17 protein-coding genes are annotated in these 17,696 nt (G+C 60.0%); 2 read left to right on the top strand and 15 right to left on the bottom strand.

The genetic code is table 11. From position 1 onward, the window contains the following. Positions 1-4: 4 nt before the first annotated feature. From AD669_RS00385 to AD669_RS00370, 4 genes are all read right to left on the bottom strand, one after another. Positions 5-286, bottom strand: coding sequence for a type II toxin-antitoxin system RelE/ParE family toxin (locus AD669_RS00385; RefSeq protein WP_053116449.1), 282 nt, complete (start codon positions 284-286; stop codon positions 5-7). Then, positions 276-521 (bottom strand): type II toxin-antitoxin system Phd/YefM family antitoxin, encoded by a 246-nt coding sequence (locus AD669_RS00380; RefSeq protein WP_053116448.1) that lies wholly within the window; start codon positions 519-521, stop codon positions 276-278. The genes AD669_RS00385 and AD669_RS00380 overlap by 11 nt, the downstream gene beginning before the upstream one ends. A 92-nt stretch (positions 522-613) precedes the next feature. Then, positions 614-859 carry a DUF2789 domain-containing protein gene (locus AD669_RS00375; protein WP_053116447.1) on the bottom strand — a complete coding sequence of 82 codons (246 nt, stop codon included), beginning with the start codon at positions 857-859 and terminating at the stop codon, positions 614-616. A gap of 157 nt (positions 860-1,016) precedes the next feature. Beyond that, entirely contained in the window at positions 1,017-1,478 is a 462-nt protein-coding gene (locus tag AD669_RS00370; protein ID WP_053116446.1) for an aminoacyl-tRNA deacylase, read from the bottom strand. A 173-nt stretch (positions 1,479-1,651) separates the two neighbouring features. Here AD669_RS00370 and AD669_RS00365 point away from each other — a divergent pair, with 173 nt between their 5' ends. Then, a complete protein-coding gene (locus AD669_RS00365) occupies positions 1,652-2,182 on the top strand; it encodes an NfeD family protein (protein WP_053116445.1) in 531 nt (176 codons plus the stop codon). A 2-nt stretch (positions 2,183-2,184) separates the two neighbouring features. Continuing rightward, on the top strand, positions 2,185-2,943 hold the full coding sequence (locus AD669_RS00360) for a slipin family protein (protein ID WP_003220464.1): 759 nt from the start codon (positions 2,185-2,187) through the stop codon (positions 2,941-2,943). Positions 2,944-2,981: 38 nt separating this feature from the next. Here the strand turns inward: AD669_RS00360 and AD669_RS00355 are convergent, their stop codons facing one another. The 11 genes from AD669_RS00355 to AD669_RS00305 all read right to left on the bottom strand — a co-directional run bounded on the left by AD669_RS00355 (position 2,982) and on the right by AD669_RS00305 (position 17,665). Continuing rightward, positions 2,982-4,562, bottom strand: a complete 1,581-nt coding sequence (locus tag AD669_RS00355) for a glycosyltransferase family 39 protein (protein ID WP_053116444.1) — start codon at positions 4,560-4,562, stop codon at positions 2,982-2,984. Positions 4,563-4,656: 94 nt separating this feature from the next. Beyond that, the gene (locus AD669_RS00350) at positions 4,657-6,225 is read right to left on the bottom strand and encodes an efflux transporter outer membrane subunit (protein ID WP_172680057.1); all 1,569 of its coding nucleotides are present in this window, start codon (positions 6,223-6,225) and stop codon (positions 4,657-4,659) included. Beyond that, positions 6,222-7,292: an HlyD family secretion protein gene (locus AD669_RS00345; RefSeq protein WP_053116442.1), complete on the bottom strand. Its 1,071-nt coding sequence runs from the start codon at positions 7,290-7,292 to the stop codon at positions 6,222-6,224. The genes AD669_RS00350 and AD669_RS00345 overlap by 4 nt, the downstream gene beginning before the upstream one ends. Positions 7,293-7,319: 27 nt before the next feature. Beyond that, a complete protein-coding gene (locus tag AD669_RS00340; protein WP_053116441.1) occupies positions 7,320-8,858 on the bottom strand; it encodes an MFS transporter in 1,539 nt (512 codons plus the stop codon). A gap of 195 nt (positions 8,859-9,053) precedes the next feature. After that, positions 9,054-9,971 carry a LysR family transcriptional regulator gene (locus AD669_RS00335; RefSeq protein ID WP_053116440.1) on the bottom strand — a complete coding sequence of 306 codons (918 nt, stop codon included), beginning with the start codon at positions 9,969-9,971 and terminating at the stop codon, positions 9,054-9,056. Positions 9,972-10,102: 131 nt separating this feature from the next. Continuing rightward, entirely contained in the window at positions 10,103-10,969 is an 867-nt protein-coding gene (locus tag AD669_RS00330; RefSeq protein WP_053116439.1) for an ABC transporter permease, read from the bottom strand. A gap of 21 nt (positions 10,970-10,990) precedes the next feature. Further along, positions 10,991-11,851, bottom strand: a complete 861-nt coding sequence (locus tag AD669_RS00325) for an ABC transporter ATP-binding protein (protein WP_053116438.1) — start codon at positions 11,849-11,851, stop codon at positions 10,991-10,993. 5 nt (positions 11,852-11,856) lie between these two features. Then, positions 11,857-12,882 (bottom strand): ABC transporter substrate-binding protein, encoded by a 1,026-nt coding sequence (locus tag AD669_RS00320; protein ID WP_053116437.1) that lies wholly within the window; start codon positions 12,880-12,882, stop codon positions 11,857-11,859. An 18-nt stretch (positions 12,883-12,900) separates the two neighbouring features. Beyond that, a complete protein-coding gene (locus AD669_RS00315) occupies positions 12,901-13,797 on the bottom strand; it encodes a TauD/TfdA family dioxygenase (protein ID WP_053116436.1) in 897 nt (298 codons plus the stop codon). 354 nt (positions 13,798-14,151) lie between these two features. After that, on the bottom strand, positions 14,152-15,519 hold the full coding sequence (locus AD669_RS00310; RefSeq protein ID WP_053116435.1) for an HlyD family type I secretion periplasmic adaptor subunit: 1,368 nt from the start codon (positions 15,517-15,519) through the stop codon (positions 14,152-14,154). Continuing rightward, entirely contained in the window at positions 15,509-17,665 is a 2,157-nt protein-coding gene (locus AD669_RS00305) for a type I secretion system permease/ATPase (RefSeq protein WP_053116434.1), read from the bottom strand. Before AD669_RS00305 ends, AD669_RS00310 begins: the two co-directional genes overlap by 11 nt. Positions 17,666-17,696: the final 31 nt, after the last annotated feature.

The following is a 17,696-nucleotide window of genomic DNA, read 5'->3' as shown; positions in this document are numbered from 1 at the left end:
TCACTCAGCGTTTTTTAGCATTCTCATAAACGCTACTGCGCTCCCGTTTGCCGACCGCAACAACGGAAACGACCACGCGCTCGTCGATCACTTGATAAACCAAGCGATAGCCGGAAGCCTTCAATTTGATTTTGTAACAGTCCGGCATCCCATGCAGCGCATCGGCAGGGACTCTAGGCAGATTCAAGCGTTCGCCCAGCTTCTTTTTGAATTGCTCTCGTAGCGTATGACCCAACTTGTTCCATTCTTTGTGAGCAGATGGCAGAAATTCGAGCTTATAAGTCATCCAGGCTTACCGAAATAGGCGTCTCGTGACTGCGGGCGCGAACGATTTCAGCAAGCTCCAGATCATCAAGCCGCTCCATCATTGCTTCGTACACATCCGCTGGAACCATGTAGCCCATAACGCGATTGTGGTTGAGAACCGCCACAGCTCCGCCATGCGCGCCGTTCAGAACGGCAGAAGGGTTTTTCTTTAACTCGGAAACACTGACAGCCATGTCGGCGAGAACACTTTGCATAATAAAAGACCTCAATTGAGGTCGTGATTTTGGTCTATTTTTTTAACTGCAACAACCATGGCTTTGTGTTGAATGACCAGAGGTCACCGGAACTAGCCCTGGCGTCCCTTGCGCAACATCACATTCAACTGATCCACCACCTCCGCCCAATCGGCATCATCCAGAATCTCATCGCGTAAAAACTGCGACTGGCTCTCCGTCCAGAAGAACGCATCGGCCAAGTGCAGATCGGGTTTAAGCGGGGAATGGGTGGCGATGAATTGGTCGATGCTGACCGGGTCGTTGTCCAGGCCGAGTTGTTTGAACAAGGATGGGAGGCTGTGATTTGGGTTTTCCATTGCAGTGATCCTTGGAATTAGCGGTGAATGGAAGATCATTCGCGGGCAAGCCTTGCTCCTACTAAGGCTGTGGCGGCCACACAATCACTGGACACCCAAAAACCATTGTAGGAGCAAGGCTTGCCCGCGAAGGCGTCAATGAAAACGCCACAAAATCCTAATGACTCAACTCCCGCACCTCAGCATGCGGCACCATTTTCAGAAACTCCGGCATGCTCATGTGCAACAGATAATTGTGGTTGCCCGCCTCCAGATAAATATCTTTCTGCCGCGTCAGCAACGGGTCGATGACCATGTCCAGCCCGTAGGAATCACCCAATGGCGGCACCGCGCCGCGTTCGCAGTCGTCGAAGATGTGCGCCAGATTGCTTTCGCGGGTCAGTTGCCATTCGCCGCTGTTGCGCACTTTGCTCAAGTCCAGATGACGACTGGCCGGCAGCACGGCCATCAGGTAATGCCCGTGGTGGTCGTCGAGGATGATCGATTTGGCCACCCGTTCCGCTGGCACGCCGGCGACGCGCGCGGTTTCCAGGCTGCTCGATGAATGTCGATGAGCAACGACGTCATATTCGCAATGCGCCCGGGTCAGGCTGCTTTGCACCTTTTTTGCCATTCGCATGATGCACCTCGGTGTCGCGCGGAAGGTGGTTGCTGTGTTTTGAGTCTAGTTCGACGGGCCGCTGACGAAGGGAAATCCGCTCACCGGACACATCCGCACATTGATCAAAATTCATCCAGAGCAACCCTCAACTAGACTGAAAGAACCCGCCACTGACGCTCATGGAGAGTCACGTGAACAGCCGATGTTGTGCCTTCGCCTTGCTCCTGCTGACAAGTGCATCCGCCTTCGCCGCCGATACCTCATTGCCAGCGATGAGCCCGGTCGGTCTGTGGCTGATCACGCTGGGCATCGTGTTTCTGATCGCCGAAGCCGCATTGCCCAACTATGGGGTGATCGGCTTGGGCGGGATCATCATGTTCGTCATCGGTGCGCTGATTCTGAGCAATGCCGAATTGCCGGTGCCGATGATGATCGGCCTCGGTTTGATCAGCGCTGTGCTGTTGATCGCTTTGCTGATTCGCGCGCTGAAAACCCGCCCACGCCACGCCGTCAGTGGCGATGCCGGACTGCTCGGCAGCGTCACCGCGATCACCAACGTACAACCGGGCGATGCGCGTAACGGCTGGATTCAACTGCAAGGCGAACGCTGGCAAGTGCTCAGCGCGACTCCGCTGCACACCGGGCAATCGGTGCGTGTGGTGGGTCGCAAGGGATTGATGCTGGAAGTGGCCGCGACTGACGCGGCGCCGCTCGGAGAGTGATCATGGGTCTGCAAATCGGTTTTGTTGCGCTGCTGTTGTTGGTGATTGCCCTCGCCGGCTCGACGTTCCGCATCCTGCGTGAATACGAGCGCGGTGTGGTGTTCCAGCTCGGACGTTTCTGGCAGGTCAAAGGCCCGGGCCTGATCCTGCTGATTCCGGTGGTGCAGCAAATGGTTCGGGTCGATCTACGCACCGTCGTCCTCGATGTACCGCCGCAGGACGTGATCACTCGCGACAACGTGTCGGTGAAGGTCAACGCGGTGTTGTATTTCCGCGTGCTCGATCCGCAGAAGGCGATTATTCAGGTCGAGGATTTTCTCTCGGCCACCAGTCAGTTGGCGCAGACGACGTTGCGCGCGGTGCTCGGCAAGCATGAACTCGATGAGTTATTGGCCGAGCGCGAGCAGTTGAACATCGATATTCAACAAGTGCTCGATGCGCAAACCGATGCGTGGGGTATCAAGGTCGCCAACGTCGAAATCAAACACGTCGACCTTAATGAATCGATGGTGCGCGCCATCGCCAAACAGGCCGAGGCCGAACGGGAACGGCGGGCCAAGGTGATCCACGCTGAAGGTGAGTTGCAGGCGTCGGAAAAACTGATGCAGGCTGCGGAAATGCTCGGGCGTCAGCCTGGGGCGATGCAGTTGCGGTATATGCAGACGCTGAGTTCGATTGCCGGCGACAAGAGTTCGACGATTGTCTTTCCGTTGCCGATTGAGTTGCTCAAGGGGATGGCGGATTTGTCGGGGAAATCTTGAGGAGCGAAAGATCGCAGCCTGCGGCAGCTTCTACAGGATTAGTCTGCGCGGGGTTTGGGGGTGAACAGGCGCGCTTTTATGCCTCCCGCGTGGATTTCAGCACTGGGCTGCCAAGTCGTCGGCAGCGGTGAAAATTCTTCCGGGCCGTCGAAGGTTCCGATCAGCCACACCCGGCCTTGACCTTGCAGTTCCGCGAGGCTGTCCAGATAAACATCCCGATTGACCAACGTGCCGAAGCCGTACTCGTTCGGCCGCGTCGTCTGGCCATCCGCTGTCGGTGGCGTATAGAGGCGGATCTGCGCGCCGGTGCGGTCGTAATAGACGTAACTCAGGTACCAGAGCATGTCGCTGGTGATGATCCGGTCACCCGGCAGGAAATGTTGATTGACGTAATTTACGACGCGATCGAGCTGATCATCGCTGTCGACATTGGCGTTGTTACTGAGACCGACCAGCTCCACGCCGATCAATGAAACCAGCACCGCCAGTGCAAACAACCGTGCGCGACTGTACAAGCGGTCAACGGCCATTGCCGCCAGCATCGGCAAGCCGAGGGCGTACGCCGTCAGGTAGCGCTCGATGAACACCGGGGTGATGAACGACACCGCGAACACCAGCAGCAGCGGCAGTCCGGTGTACAACGCCAAGAGAATACTGCCGCGCGACACACTGCGGTCGCGCATCACCGCGACAACCGCCAGCGCCAACAACGCCATCGGCAGCGCGACGAAAACCAACATCGGCAGGTTCTCGCCATCGTCCTGAATCAGCCACGACCAGATCATCGACGGCAGAGAACTCAAGGTCACCGCCGGCTCCCAGCCCACATCGCCGCCCGCCTTGAGTTGTTCCATGTGCTGCATCAAGTCGAGCAGATTGGGCAGCCAAGGCAGGTACAACGCGACGATCGCCAGATTCGCCAGCCACCAGTTCCAGCGCTGAATATGCCGGAACCGGTAACCGCGCTGGACGCGAATCACGATCAGGTAAAGCCAGTGACACAACGCCGCGAGCACGGCGAAGTAATGGGTGTACAACGCCGCGCTCATCAACAGCGTGTAAACCACCAGATAGCGGTGCCGTTGCGGGCGTCGGATCCAATAGACCAGCGCCACACTCGCGGCGATCAGCAACAGGCCAAGCAGCGCATACATGCGCACTTCCTGGCTGTAGCGCACCGCTGTCGGCAGCAGCGCCAGCAACAAACCGGCGACGAAAGCGGCGCGGCGAGTGGCCAGACGATCAACCAGCCAGATGCCCATCCCGACCGCGGCAATGCCCGCCAGTGCACTCAGACAGCGGATCGCGAAAATGCCGTCACCGAACAGTTCGATCCAGCCATGCAGCAGCATGAAATACAACGGCGGATGCACATCGAAGGCCGCGTGCTTCCAGATCTCGCTCAGCGAATAGCGCGCCAGCAACAGGCTTGAACCTTCATCGCCCCAGATCGCCGCCGCTGTCAGATCATAAAATCGCACGAACGCGGCCAGCGCCAGCAGTGGCCACAGCCAGTGTTCTTTGACCCAGCGCACCAGCCACCGCGTGCCGAACCAGGAGCCGGGTGCGGCAAAGGGGTCTTGGGTGTCGCCGACCGGCGTGACTCTGTTAGCCGCCATTGCTTCCTCATGCCACGCCACGGCGCCACGAAAGTATGGCGTCGAAACCTGCCACTCACTTTAGGTCAGCCACAGCGCAACCGTCGATGAAGGTTTAGCGTTTCACGACACCCGGCGATGCGGCGGCCACTTCCCCCGCCGGATACACCGACTCCCAGCCCCCACCCAACGCTTTGTACAACCCGACCATCGCCAACGAAACGCCAGTCGAACTTTCGACCCACTGTTCCTGCGTCGCCAACAAAGCACCCTGCACCGTCAGGACGTTAACGAAATCGACCACGCCTTCGACGTATTGCTGTTGCGCGGTGCGCAGGGCGATCTGGTTTTGCCGAACGGCTTCGGCGAGGCTGTCGCGGCGGCGCTGGCTGGCGTTGTAGGCGGTGAGTTGATCGTCGATTTCGTGCCAGGCGCGCAGCACGGTTTGCTGGTAGGCGATGGCCGCTTCCTGTTGCTGGGCTTCACGCAATTGCAGCACGCCGCGCAGGCGGCCGCCGTCGAACAGCGGCAGGCTGAATTGCGGGCCGATGCCGAACGCGCGCGAGCCCCACGAGCCGAAATCACTTAGCTGCATGGCTTGCGAGCTGAGGTTGCCGGACAAGGTGATGCGCGGGTAGAAATCGCCTTTGGCGACGCCAATATTGGCGGTAGCCGCGTGCAGCCGTGATTCGGCCTGACGGATATCCGGACGACGTTCGGCCAGTTGCGACGGCAGACCGATGGCTACTTGCAGTGGCGACTGTGGCACGGCGGCGTCTGTGGATAACTCTTTGGTGAGGGCTTGCGGTGGTTCGCCCATCAACAGGCTGATCGCGTTGATCAGTTGCGATTGGCGTTGTTCCAGCGCCGGTAAGCGCGATTCGATGGCAGCCACTTGCGCGGCGGCTTCGGCGACGTCCAGATCAGTCGCGACGCCGTCGGCCAGACGCAGCTGCGAGAGGTTCAGGCTGTGTCGGGCGACGTCGAGGTTTTGCTCGGTGACGGCGCGGGTGTTTTGTACGCCGCGCAACTGAATGTAGTTTTGCGCGGTGTCGGCGAGCACGGCCAGCAGCACACCGCGACGGTCGTTTTCGGCGACTTCGAGATTGGCGTCGGCGGCTTCGGTTTCGCGGCGCACGCGCCCCCAGAAATCCAGCTCCCAGGAGGCGGAGAAACCGGCGTCCCACAGGTTGAAGGCGGAATCACCGTTGTGTCCGGACGGATCGTTCAGGCCTTTGCCGCTGTTGCGTTCGCGACCATAGCTGCCGGTGGCGGCGGTGTTCGGGTAGCGGTCGGCGCTGATAACCTGGCGGGCAGCACGGCTTTGTTGCAGGCGGCTGCTGGCCAGTTGCAGGTCGAGGTTGCTGCGCACCGCGCGCTGGGTCAGCGCCGAGAGTTGCGGGTCATGGAAGACTTCCCACCAGCGTTCGTTGAGGGGTTCGCTGACGGCTTGGCTCGGGGCGGACTTGGCGGGTTTGGCCCAGTCGCTGATTTGTGTGGCTTGGGGTTTCTGGAAGTCTGGGCCTACGGTGCAGGCGGTGAGACTGGCCATAAGCAAGGCACTTAGAGTGAGTTGCTGCAACTGGCCTCTTCGCGAGCAGGCTCGCTCCCACATTTTGGAATGCGTTGCCCCTGTGGGAGCGAGCCTGCTCGCGAAGGCGTCGGCGCGGTCAACACTGTTCATCGCTGAGTCACCTCACGCACAGACTTCGCCGAACTCGCGGTATCAATCCGCGCCTCCACTGACATGCCCACCCGCAACCGCTCAGCCAACGGCTGACCCGGTTCGAGCATGATCTTCACCGGAATCCGCTGCACGACCTTGGTGAAGTTACCCGTGGCGTTGTCCGGCTTCACCGCTGCAAACGTCACACCCGTGGCCGGCGCAATACTCTCGACGCGACCGCTCAAGGCTTCACCGCCCAGGCTGTCGACACGCACCTGCACGGCTTGCCCCGGCTGCACATCCGTCAGTTGAGTTTCCTGAAAATTCGCCACCACATACGCCTGCTGCAAAGGCACCACCGCCAGCAACTTGCTTCCCGGCGTTACATAGGCACCGACGCGTACGGCACGCTCGCCGATCATGCCGTCCTGCGGCGCGGTGATGCGTGTGTAGGAGAGTTCGAAACTGGCGATTTCCAGCGCCGCTTGCGCGTGCTTCAGGCTGCCTTCGGCGGCATCACGTTGGGCGGTGAGGATATCGACTTGCTTGCGCTCCGCCGCCAGTTTCGCGGTGGCGGTGTCGAGGTGCGCCGTCGCTTGATCGATGCGCGTGCGCGCCTGTTGCGCGTTCTGCACAGTGCCGGCACCGACGCCGGCCAGGTGGTTGTAGCGATTCAATTCCTGCTGGGCAAAGGCCATTTCTGCCTTGGCCGACACCACCAACGCCTGCGCCTGAGCGATCACCGAGGTCTGCCGTTCCAGCGTCGCTTTGGCATTCTGCAACTGCGCACGCGCCACCAGCGTCTGCGCGTCTGCCGCTTCCGCAGACGCACGCAAATCGCGATCATCGATCAGCGCCAGCAACTGCCCGGCCTTGACGCGCTGGTTGTCTTCGACCAGCACTTCTTTGATAAACCCGGCCACGCGCGGCACCACCAGGGTGTAGTCGGCGGAGACGAACGCGTCGTTGGTATTTTGCTGGGTGCGTTTACCAAACAGGCCCGGCATCGCCAGATACACCAACACGCCAACGGCCAGCGCGGCGGCCACGGCCACGGCGAGTTTTTGCTTTGCTTGAGTCGTCATAAAAACCTTCATTGTTCAGTGCAGCCATCAAGTCGGCGCGCGCGGTGGAAAAATCCGCGTCGGCAGCCAGAAAATCAGCAGGATCAGCATCATCGCGACGCCAGCCATGCACACATAGAGATCGGAAGAAGTCAGCACCACGGCCTGTTCGTGCAGACGATGGGCGAGGCCCGGATCGCTGCGATCGGCCAGCGGCGAATTGCCGAGGCTGTCGATCAACATGTTCGAATGGAAATGCAGACGCGACGTGGTCAGCGCTTCGATCACCCCGGTGGCGACCACGGCCGACAGGCCTTTCACCGTGTTGAACCACGCCGAAGCGAACGGCCCTTCCAGCGGCGAAATGCTCCCGGTCGACAACATCAACAACGGCAACACCGCCATCGGCTGACCGAAAATCTGCAGCCATTGCAGGACATAAAAGTCGTCGCGAATCCACGCCGACGTCAGTTGCGAACCACCGAGGCACGACAGCGCCAACATGCTCAAACCGATCCCGAGCACCCAGCGACAATCGACCCAACGCAGGTTGCACAGCGCCGCCACCAGCGGCAGCGCGATCAACTGCGGCAACGCAGCGAGCAGCATGATCGGCGCGGTTTGCACCGGGCGATAACCCTGCACCTGCGCCAGATAACTCGACGGGATCAACACCACCGCCAGCAAAATCACCAACACACCGGCCAGGGTCATCAGCGCGAATGACAGGTTGCGAATACCGAGCATCTGCAATTTGAAAAACGGAATCGGCTGCGACCATTCATTGATCAAAAACGCTACCAGCAGCAGCGAACCAGCGCCGAGCAAGCCGCAGATCAGGCTTGACTCGAACCAGTCCAGTCGATTGCCCTGCAGCAAACCGATTACCAACATGCAGATCGCCGGGAAGCCCAGCAGCAGGCCTTTCCAGTTGAATGCCTTGAGGCGTTCCAGTCGTAGCGGATCCTGCGGAATGCCGTAAGCCACCATCGCCATGGCGATCAGGCACGGCACGATGATTTGCCAGAACGTCCATTGCCAGCCGACGTATTCCGTCCACAAACCGGCGAGCGGCGTACCGAGGCCGGGGCCGAAAGTGGCGGTCAGCGCGTAACCGGCCAGACCGTAGAGTTTGATATTTGCCGGCAAGAAGCGCAGGGCCACGGTCATCAGCATCGGCGGCAGCGCGCCGCCGGCCAGGCCTTGCAGAATGCGCATCAACAGCAGGCTTTCGTAATTCGGCGCGAACGGGCACAGCACGCCGAGCACGGTGAACAGGGCGATCGCGCAGAGGGTGAAACGGCGTAGCGAGAAGGTCACCGAGCACCACGGCGCAAACGCCATGGCCGCGACCGAGGTGGCGGTGTAACTGGCGACCAGCCAGGTGCCTTCGTCGTAACCGATGTGCAGCGCGCCACGAATGTCGGCGAGGGCCACTTTGGTGACCATCTCGTTGAGGCCCGACACCAGCACCGCCAGCAGCACGCCGACCAGACCGGTGATGATCCGCGCCCCGAACACCGGAGGCGCGGCCGCCGTCGCCGGGCTGGCCGCAGCGAGGGGCGCCGAGACCGTCAGGGATGTCATGAATGAAAACTCCGGGGGTGGGAAATACCGGAGCATTTTAGTGGGGCTTATCGCTGACGAAAATTGACTTATTGGCAGGTTATAAGTGCGCCAGACACAATGATTAAACGCAAAAGATCGCAGCCTTCGGCAGCTCCTACAGGGATTGCATTCCAATGTAGGAGCTGCCGAAGGCTGCGATCTTTTGATCTGTTGTTAAGGTTGCGCGGCCAGCCAGGTTTCGTCGCAACAGGTTTTCAGCGTTTCCCGCAGCCAGCGGTGCGCCGGATCCTTGTCAAAACGCGGGTGCCAGGCTTGTGTCAGCATCAAGGTCGGCAACGGAATCGGCAGGTCGAACGAGCGCAGCTTCAAACCCAATCGCCGCACGCTGAGCAGCGCTTCCTTGGGCACCGGCAGAATCAGATCGGAATCCGGCAAGGCAAACATCGCCGCATGAAAACTCGGCGCAATCACCGCCACCCGCCGCTCCAGCCCCAACGCGTTCAGCGCCGTATCAATCGGGCCGCGAGCGATACCACGGCGCGACATGCTGATATGGGAAAAACCAGCGTAGCGTTCGGCAGTTATTTCACCGTCGAGCAGCGGATGATCTTCACGAACCAGCCCAACGAAATGCGTAGAAAACAGATTCTGCACTTTCACTTCAGGGCTGACCGGCCGGGTGTTGCTGACGCTGAGGTCGATCCGTCCTTCGCGCAACGCTTCATCATCGCCATCGCCCTCGGGGACAAAACGCAGCTCGCAGTGCGGCGCTTGTTGGTCGAGGGTGTCGAACAGCTTGCCGCCGTAGACGCCGATGAAAAAGTCATTGGCGCGAATGCTGAAGCGTCGGCGCAGCGTGCCCAATTCCACCGTGTCAGCGGAGCGGAACAGCAGCGCGGCTTGTTCGACGACGTCGCGCACCTGCTCACGTAATTCCAGTGCTTTGGGGGTTGGCACCAGGCCACGGCCGGCGCGCACGAGGATCGGATCACCGATGGCTTCGCGGATTCGCGTGAGGGTGCGGCTCATCGCGGCGGGGCTGAGGTTCATCCGCCGCGCGGCGCCGACCACACTGCCCTCGTCGAGCAAAGCGTCGAGGGCGACCAGAAGGTTCATGTCCGGGAGCTGCATGGCGAGCACTCGTGGCGGATCAGGATTGATCTGCGTGCAATCCTATCAGATCAAAAGATCGCAGCCTTCGGCAGCTCCTACATTGAATGCGATCCCCTGTAGCAGCTGCCGAAGGCTGCGATCTTTTCAGGTCAGCGCTGCATACCCCAGCGCTTCACAGTCACCCGCTCCAGCGTGTCAAACACCAGATTCTCCACCAGCAAACCAATCAGAATCACCACCGCCAACCCGGCAAACACCTTGTCGGTGTACAGCTCATTTCGATTCTGAAAAATGTACCAGCCCAAGCCACCCTTGCCACTGGTCGCACCGAACACCAATTCCGCCGCGATCAACGTGCGCCAGGCAAACGCCCAGCCAATTTTCAGCCCGGCCAGAATCGACGGCAACGCCGCAGGAATGAGGATGAACAGCACCAGCCGCAATCCCTTCAAACCATAATTGCGCCCGGCCATGCGCAGCGTCTCGGACACCCCAAGAAACCCGGCATAAGTATTCAGCGCCAACGCCCACAACACCGAATGCACCAGCACAAAAATCAGGCTGTTCTGCCCCAACCCAAACCACAGCAACGCCAATGGCAGCAGGGCAATCGCCGGCAACGGGTTAAACATCGAGGTCAGTGTACTCAGCAGATCGCGCCCAAACTGGGTCGACACCGCCAGTGTCGTCAGGGCAAACGCCAGAACGATGCCGATCAGATAACCCTTGAGCAGCACCACCAAGGATATCCACACCTTGCTCAGCAACTCGCCGCTGAGCAAGCCGTCGTACAGCGCATGGCTGGTCTGTAGAAAACTCGGCAGCAACAGATCGTTGTTCTGCACCCGCGCGACGATTTCCCAAAGCACCGCGAGCAATATCAGGATCAGGCTTTTGCGCAGCCAACCCTGTTGCCACAGCCGCGTACCGAGGGACAGTTCGCGTTCGACCGGCACTTCAGTCAGCGGCTCTAAAACAATTTCGAATTCTTCACGCACAGATGATGAATGGCTCATCGGGTTGATCCTCCTGGCCGCTCAATAGGCGATGCGAATGTCGTTAAAGTCGTGGTCACGCTCGGTTTCCGGCGACTGGCCTTCGTCGAACAGCAGACGATGAATGCGCCGCGCCGATTCCTGAAACGCCACGCCACCGAGGCTGTGCAAATCGTATTGATGGCTGTGCACTTCGGCGCGCACCCGCCCCGGATGTGGCGACAGCAACAAAATGCGATTGCCGACCACCAGCGCCTCTTCAATCGAGTGCGTGACGAACAACAAGGTGAAGCGCACTTCTTCCCAGAGCAGCAGCAACTCTTCCTGCATCTTGCGGCGGGTCAGCGCATCCAGCGCGGCGAACGGTTCGTCCATCAAGAGGATTTTCGGCTGCATCGCCAACGCCCGGGCAATCGCCACGCGCGCTTTCATGCCGCCGGACAACGTGTGCGGATAAGCATCGGCAAACGCCGCCAACCCGACCTTTTCCAGGTAGTGCAGCGCGCGTTCTTCGGCTTCTTTTTTCTTCAGCGTGCGCGACGCCAGCAGCGGAAACATCACGTTCTGTTTGACGGTTTTCCACGGCGGCAGTTGATCGAATTCCTGAAACACCACAATCCGGTCTGGCCCCGGCGCGTCGACGCGCTGGCCTTGCAGACGGATCTCGCCTTCGCACGGTTGAATAAAACCGGCGACCGCTTTGAGCAACGTCGATTTTCCGCAACCGGACGGGCCGAGCAGCACGTAGCGATCGGCCGGGTCGATTTCAAAACTGACCTGGTGCGTGGCGCGCACAACACGTTGCGGCGTGCGGTATTCGAGGCTGACATGATCGACCGCCAACAGCGCTTCGCGGTTGACGATCAGGTTGCTGGCCGCGTGGCCTTGCAAAGGGGCGTTCATCTCGGTCAGCTCCCTTGCAGCGGTTTGGCGTCCTGGAAGAAATAGTCCTTCCACGATTCAGGTTTGTTTTTGATCGCGCCGACGCGGTAGAGGAATTCGGCCAGTGGATACGTATTTTTCGGCGTCACGCTGAATTCGAACTGCGGGTTGTCGATGATTTTCAGCAACGCGGCGCGGTCGATTTTCGCTTTGGTCACGCGGATGTAGGTGTCGGCCGCCGCGCCCTTATCGTTCTGCGCAAATTGCGCCGCCTCGGTCAGTGCTTCAACGAAGGCTTTGTAGGTTTTCGGGTTTTCCTCGCGGAATTTCTCGGTGGCGAACAGCACCGTCGGCGAGTTCGGGCCGAGCACGTCATAAGAATTGAGCACGACGTGAACGTTAGGATTTTCCAGCGCCTGATCCTGGAACGGCGGGTTGGAGAAATGCCCGGTCAGCTCGGTGCCGCCGGCGATCAACGCAGCCGTGGCGTCCGGGTGCGGAACGGCGATGGTGTATTTGTCGAGGCGATTGAATTCCTTGTCGCCCCACTGCTTGGCCGCCGCGTACTGCAGGAAGCGCGACTGTACCGACACGCCAACCGCTGGCACTGCGATGCGATCCTTCTCGGTGAAATCGGCGATGGTTTTAACCTTCGGATTGTTGCTCACCAAGTAGTAAGGAAAGTTGCCCAGCGAGGCGACGGCTTTGACGTTTTGCTTGCCGTGGGTGCGATCCCAAATGGTCAGCAGCGGTCCGACGCCAGCGCCAGCAATGTCGATGGAACCGGACAACAGCGCATCGTTGACCGCGGCGCCGCCCGAGAGCTGCGTCCAGTCGACCTTGATGTCGATGCCTTCCTGCTTGCCGTACTTCTCGATCAGGCCCTGATCGCGCACCACGTTGAGCAATAAATAGACAATGCCGAACTGTTCGGCGATGCGGATTTCACCTTCGGCGTGGGCCACGGTCGGAGCGACCAGGCTGCCAGCAATCAGGCTGAAACCGAGGCCGATTGCGGCGGCCAGCGGGGCAAATGGAAGTCGTTTGGACATGATCGAATCTCCGGCAAATCAGAAAGGCGCGTCGCCCTGAATGGTCGTGCGATACAGCTTGCGGCGCAGGTGCGCAGGGCAACCGGCGGCGAGGTGGATCAGCGAACGGTTGTCCCAGAACACCAGGTCGTGGGGCTGCCACTGATGGCGGTAGATGTTTTGCGGCAACACGCTGTGGGCGTAGAGCTCGCTCAGCAGTTGCTGGCTCTCGTCGTCCGGCAGACCAACGATGCGCGTGGTGAAACCTTCGCTGACGAACAGCGCCTTGCGGCCGTTTTCCGGGTGCGTGCGCACCACCGGGTGCACCACTTCCGCGACCTGAGCGAGTTGCTCCGGGGTCAGCGTCGGGCGCCAGTTGCCTTCGAATTTGGTTTCGCTGTAACGCGCGGTGTAGGAATGCGCGGCGCTGCGCCCTTCGACTGCTTTACGCAGCTCAGCGGGCAGGTTGTCCCAGGCTTTGTGCATGTCGGCGAACAAGGTGTCGCCGCCCTCGGAAGGCAGCTCTTGCGCATGCAGCATCGAGCCAAGGCTCGGCAGCTCTTTATAAGAAAGGTCGGAGTGCCAGAATTTTCCGGCGTCGCCGAGGCCGATGTTTTGGCCGTTTTCGACGATGTTGGAAACGATGAGAATTTCCGGGTGATTGGCCAGCAGGAACTGCTTGAGCACGTGGATCTGCAACACACCGAAGCGGCGGCTGAAGTCGATCTGCTGTTGAGGGGTGATTTGCTGGTCGCGGAACACCACAACGTGGTGATCGAGGTGCGCGCGATGGATGCGCGTAAAGTCTTGATCATTGATCGGCCGGGTGAGGTCGAGGCCAATGATCTCGGCGCCAACGGCACCGCTGAACGGGCGAATTTCGAAGGTTTGCGGCGCGGCGCTCGCGGCGCTTGGGGTAGCAGTAGCTGCGGACATCTTTCAATCTCCCACGCACGGCGCGCTCATGGGCGCGCTCGTCGATCAGACACTCACGCTGGATTGCGTGTCGGTTCAGGTCGTGCGGCGCGCCGATTGGTCGGCAGGTACGCAGGGGAGTGACTTTATAGCTATAAGAATCGGAAATTAAATACCGTTAATGAATAACGATATGGCGAATGGTGAGGAATGGACTGGGTGGTGAGTGACGATTTTTGTCACTTCCTCACCCTTTTGCGGACATCCCTGTAGGAGCTGCGGCACGCTGCGATCTTTTGATTCTGCTGTTAAAAAACAGGATCAAAAGATCGCAGCCTCGTTTCACTCGACAGCTCCTACAGGGTTATTGGGGGATCAGCGCTCGTGCAACGCCTCAGCCCGTGCGCGGATGATCGGTTTGAGCAGGTAGCTCAACACCGATTTCTTGCCGGTAATGATATCCACCGACGCGACCATCCCCGGAATGATCAGCAACGGCTTGTCATCCGTACCCAGATGACTGCGCTCCGTACGCACCTTGATCACGTAGTACGTGGTCTTCTTGTCTTCATCGGTAATGGTGTCGGCACCGATCTGCTCAAGCTTGGCTTTCAGGCCACCATAAATGGTGTAGTCGTACGCGGTGAATTTCACCGTGGCTTCCTGGCCCGGATGCAGGAACGCGATGTCCTGCGGGCGGATTTTTGCTTCGACCAGCAAGGTGTCGTCCAGCGGCACAATCTCCACCAAATCGCTGCCCGGCTGGATCACGCCGCCGATGGTGTTGACCAGCAACTTGTTGACGATGCCCCGCACGGGCGAGGTGACCAGCGTACGGCTGACGCGATCTTCCAGCGCCTTGCCGGTGGCGCTGGCCTTGTTCAGGTCGGTACGCGCTTCGTTGAGTTGGGTCAGCGCTTCACTGCGGAATTTGCCGCGCGTCTCGTCGATCTTGCGCTGCACTTCCTTGATCGCCGATTCGGCACGCGGAATCGCCAAAGTTGTGGCATCGAGCTGACCACGGGTTTCCACTTCGGCGCGCTTCAGTCGCAAGACTTCAACCGGCGAAACCGCGCCCTGCGCCACCAGCGGCTCGGACATATTAATTTCCTGACGCTGCAAGCCGAGTTGCTGGCGGTATTGGCCCTGCTTGGAGCCAAATTCGCGAAGCTCTTGCTGACGCTGAATCAACTGCTCCTGCAAACCGCCGATCTCGTCGTGCAGTTGCTGGCGGCGGCTGATGTACAGCGACTCTTCGCTCTTCGCCTGACCCGGCACGGCTTTCAGCACGTCCTCGGGGAAATTCAGCGGACGGTCATCGACTTCGGCGCTCAGACGCTCAACGCGCAGCAACATCGACAGACGATCGGCCTCGGTTTCGCCGACGTTGGAGGCAAATCGCGTGTCGTCGAGACGAATCAGCGGTGCGCCGGCCTCGACAATCTGGCCTTCCTTGACGAACAGCTCGGAGACGATCCCGCCCTCAAGGTTCTGGATTTTCTGGATCTTCGACGACGGAATCGCCTTGCCGTCGCCCTTGGTCACTTCGTCGATCACGGCGAAATTGGCCCAGAGCATAAGAAAAACGAAGAAGCCGATGATCGCCCAAATGGTCAGGCGCACGACGCGCGGGGCGTCCTCGATCAGCGCCTTGTTGACCTCTGGCAGCGGCTGGCCCTGCAACGATGCCGAGCCCTTGAAGTAGCGACGGATCGAATCCTTGAAACCCGACTTAAGCAACACTGATCTGCCCCTTCTTCAACGCTTCCATCACGGCGGCTTTCGGGCCATCGGCGAGAATCTGACCACGGTCGACCACCAGCAGGCGATCGACCAGCGACAACAGTGAGGCCCGGTGCGTGACCAGAATCACGGTCTTGTTTTCAATCACTGCCGCGAGGCGTTGCTTGAGGCGTTCTTCGCCGGTGTTGTCCATCGCACTGGTGGGTTCATCCATCAGCAGAATCGGCGGATTGAGCAGCAGCGCTCGGGCCAGGGCGACGTTCTGCCGTTGACCGCCAGAGAGGTTCTGCCCACGCTCGCCGACTTGCAGCTCGTAGCCTTGCGGGTGCAGACGGGCGAATTCGTGGACGCCGGCCAGTTCGGCGGCTTGCAGCACCAGTTCGTCTTCTACATAACGCGCACCGGAAACCAGGTTGTCACGCAGGGTGCCGGCCAGCAGTTGGATGTCTTGTGGCACATAGCCGATGTTGTAGCGCAGCTCGCTGACGTCGATCTGGCGAATGTCCACACCGTCGACCAGCAAGGCGCCATCGTCCGGCTGATAGAGGCCGACCAGCAGTTTGGCCAGGGAGCTTTTGCCCGAGCCACTGCGACCGATGATGCCGATTTTTTCGCCGGGACGAACCACCAGGTTGATGTTCTTCAGCGCCGGGTTCTGTTGTTCCGGGTAGGTGAAGTTGAGTTGGCGGCATTCGATGGCGCCTTGCAGAACCTTGCGGCTCAGCGGGCGCTCTTCGAAGTTGCGCTCTTGCGGCAGCTCCATCATTTGATCGACCGAGGTCATGGTCACCCGCGCCTGTTGATAGCGAGTCAGCAGACCGGACAGCGAGGCCAGCGGGCTCAGCGCGCGACCGCTGAGCATGTAGCAAGCGATCAGACCGCCCATGCTCAGATGCCCGTCGATGATCTGGTACACGCCGAAGACGATCATGATCACCCCGGCCAGTTGCTGGATCAGCAGGGTGATGTTCATCGCCAGACCGGAGAGCATTTTCACCCGCAGTTCGAGGCGGCTGAGGGTGCCGATGGTCTGTTCCCACTGGTACTGGCGTTCGCTTTCGGCGTTGTTGACCTTGACCGCGTCGAGACCGGCGAGGGTTTCGATCAGGCTCGATTGACGCTCCGCGCCGAGGGCCATGGTGCGTTCCATCGTGGCCACCAGCGGCTTCTGCAAGGCGTAGCCGATCAGCAAGGCAATCGGGAACGCCAGCACCGGAATCCACACCAGATGCCCGCCAAGAATGGCGATGACGATGAAGATCAGGATGGTGAACGGCAGGTCGATCAGGCTGGTCAGGGTCAGCGAGGCGAGGAAATCGCGCAGGCTCTGAAACTCATGAATGTTCTGCGCAAAGCTGCCGACTCGCGCCGGGCGATACTTCATCGACATGCCGACGATGCGCTCGAACAGCGTCGCCGAGATGATCAGGTCGGTTTTCTTGCCGGCCAGATCCAGGCACAAACTGCGCAGGCTCTTGAGGATCAGGTCGAACAGGTAAGCGCCGGTAATCCCGAGGGCCAAGACCCACAGGGTCGCTTCGGCCTGGTTCGGCACCACGCGGTCGTAGACGTTCATCACAAACAGCGGCGCGGCCATTGCAATGATGTTGATCAGGAAACTCGCGGCAATCGCATCGGCATACAGCCAGCGCGAACGCTTGAGGGTGTCGCGGAACCACGAGCGCGCACGCGGAATCAGCGTGCCGTGGTTGACGTCGAATTTGTGTTGCGGCTGGGCGAAGAAGACTTTGCCGGTGTAATCGTCGGCGAGCAGTTCGCGGCTGACCACGGACTCGCCGCCGTCGCTTTCGCTGAGCAGCACCCGCGCTTCATCTTCACCTTGCCAGCCCAACAGGACGGCGCTGCGGCCATCCTTGAGCAGCAACAGCGCGGGCATGGCGATCGCCGGAATTTCTTCCAGCTTGCGCTGCAACACCCGCCCTTGCAGGCCGGCGCGAGCCGCCGCGCGGGGCAGCAACTCGACACTCAAACGTTGTTTGGGCAGCGGCAGGCCGGTGGTCAACATCGCCGCGCTGGCAGGCTTCTGATGGAGCATGCAAAGGGCGAGCAGACCGTCCAGTAACGGATCGTCGTGCAACGCGCGTGGATCATGACTGAGATGAACTCGACTGACTTCTGATTCCACGCTCGACACTCTTTAACAGTTGAAAGGGATA

The sequence above is a fragment of the Pseudomonas sp. P1.31 genome, assembly GCF_001269815.1.
In the GTDB taxonomy this organism is placed as follows: Bacteria; Pseudomonadota; Gammaproteobacteria; order Pseudomonadales; family Pseudomonadaceae; genus Aquipseudomonas; species Aquipseudomonas rustica.
The sequence above is the reverse complement of the archived record's forward strand: the minus strand, read 5'-3'. Positions and strand labels throughout refer to the sequence as shown.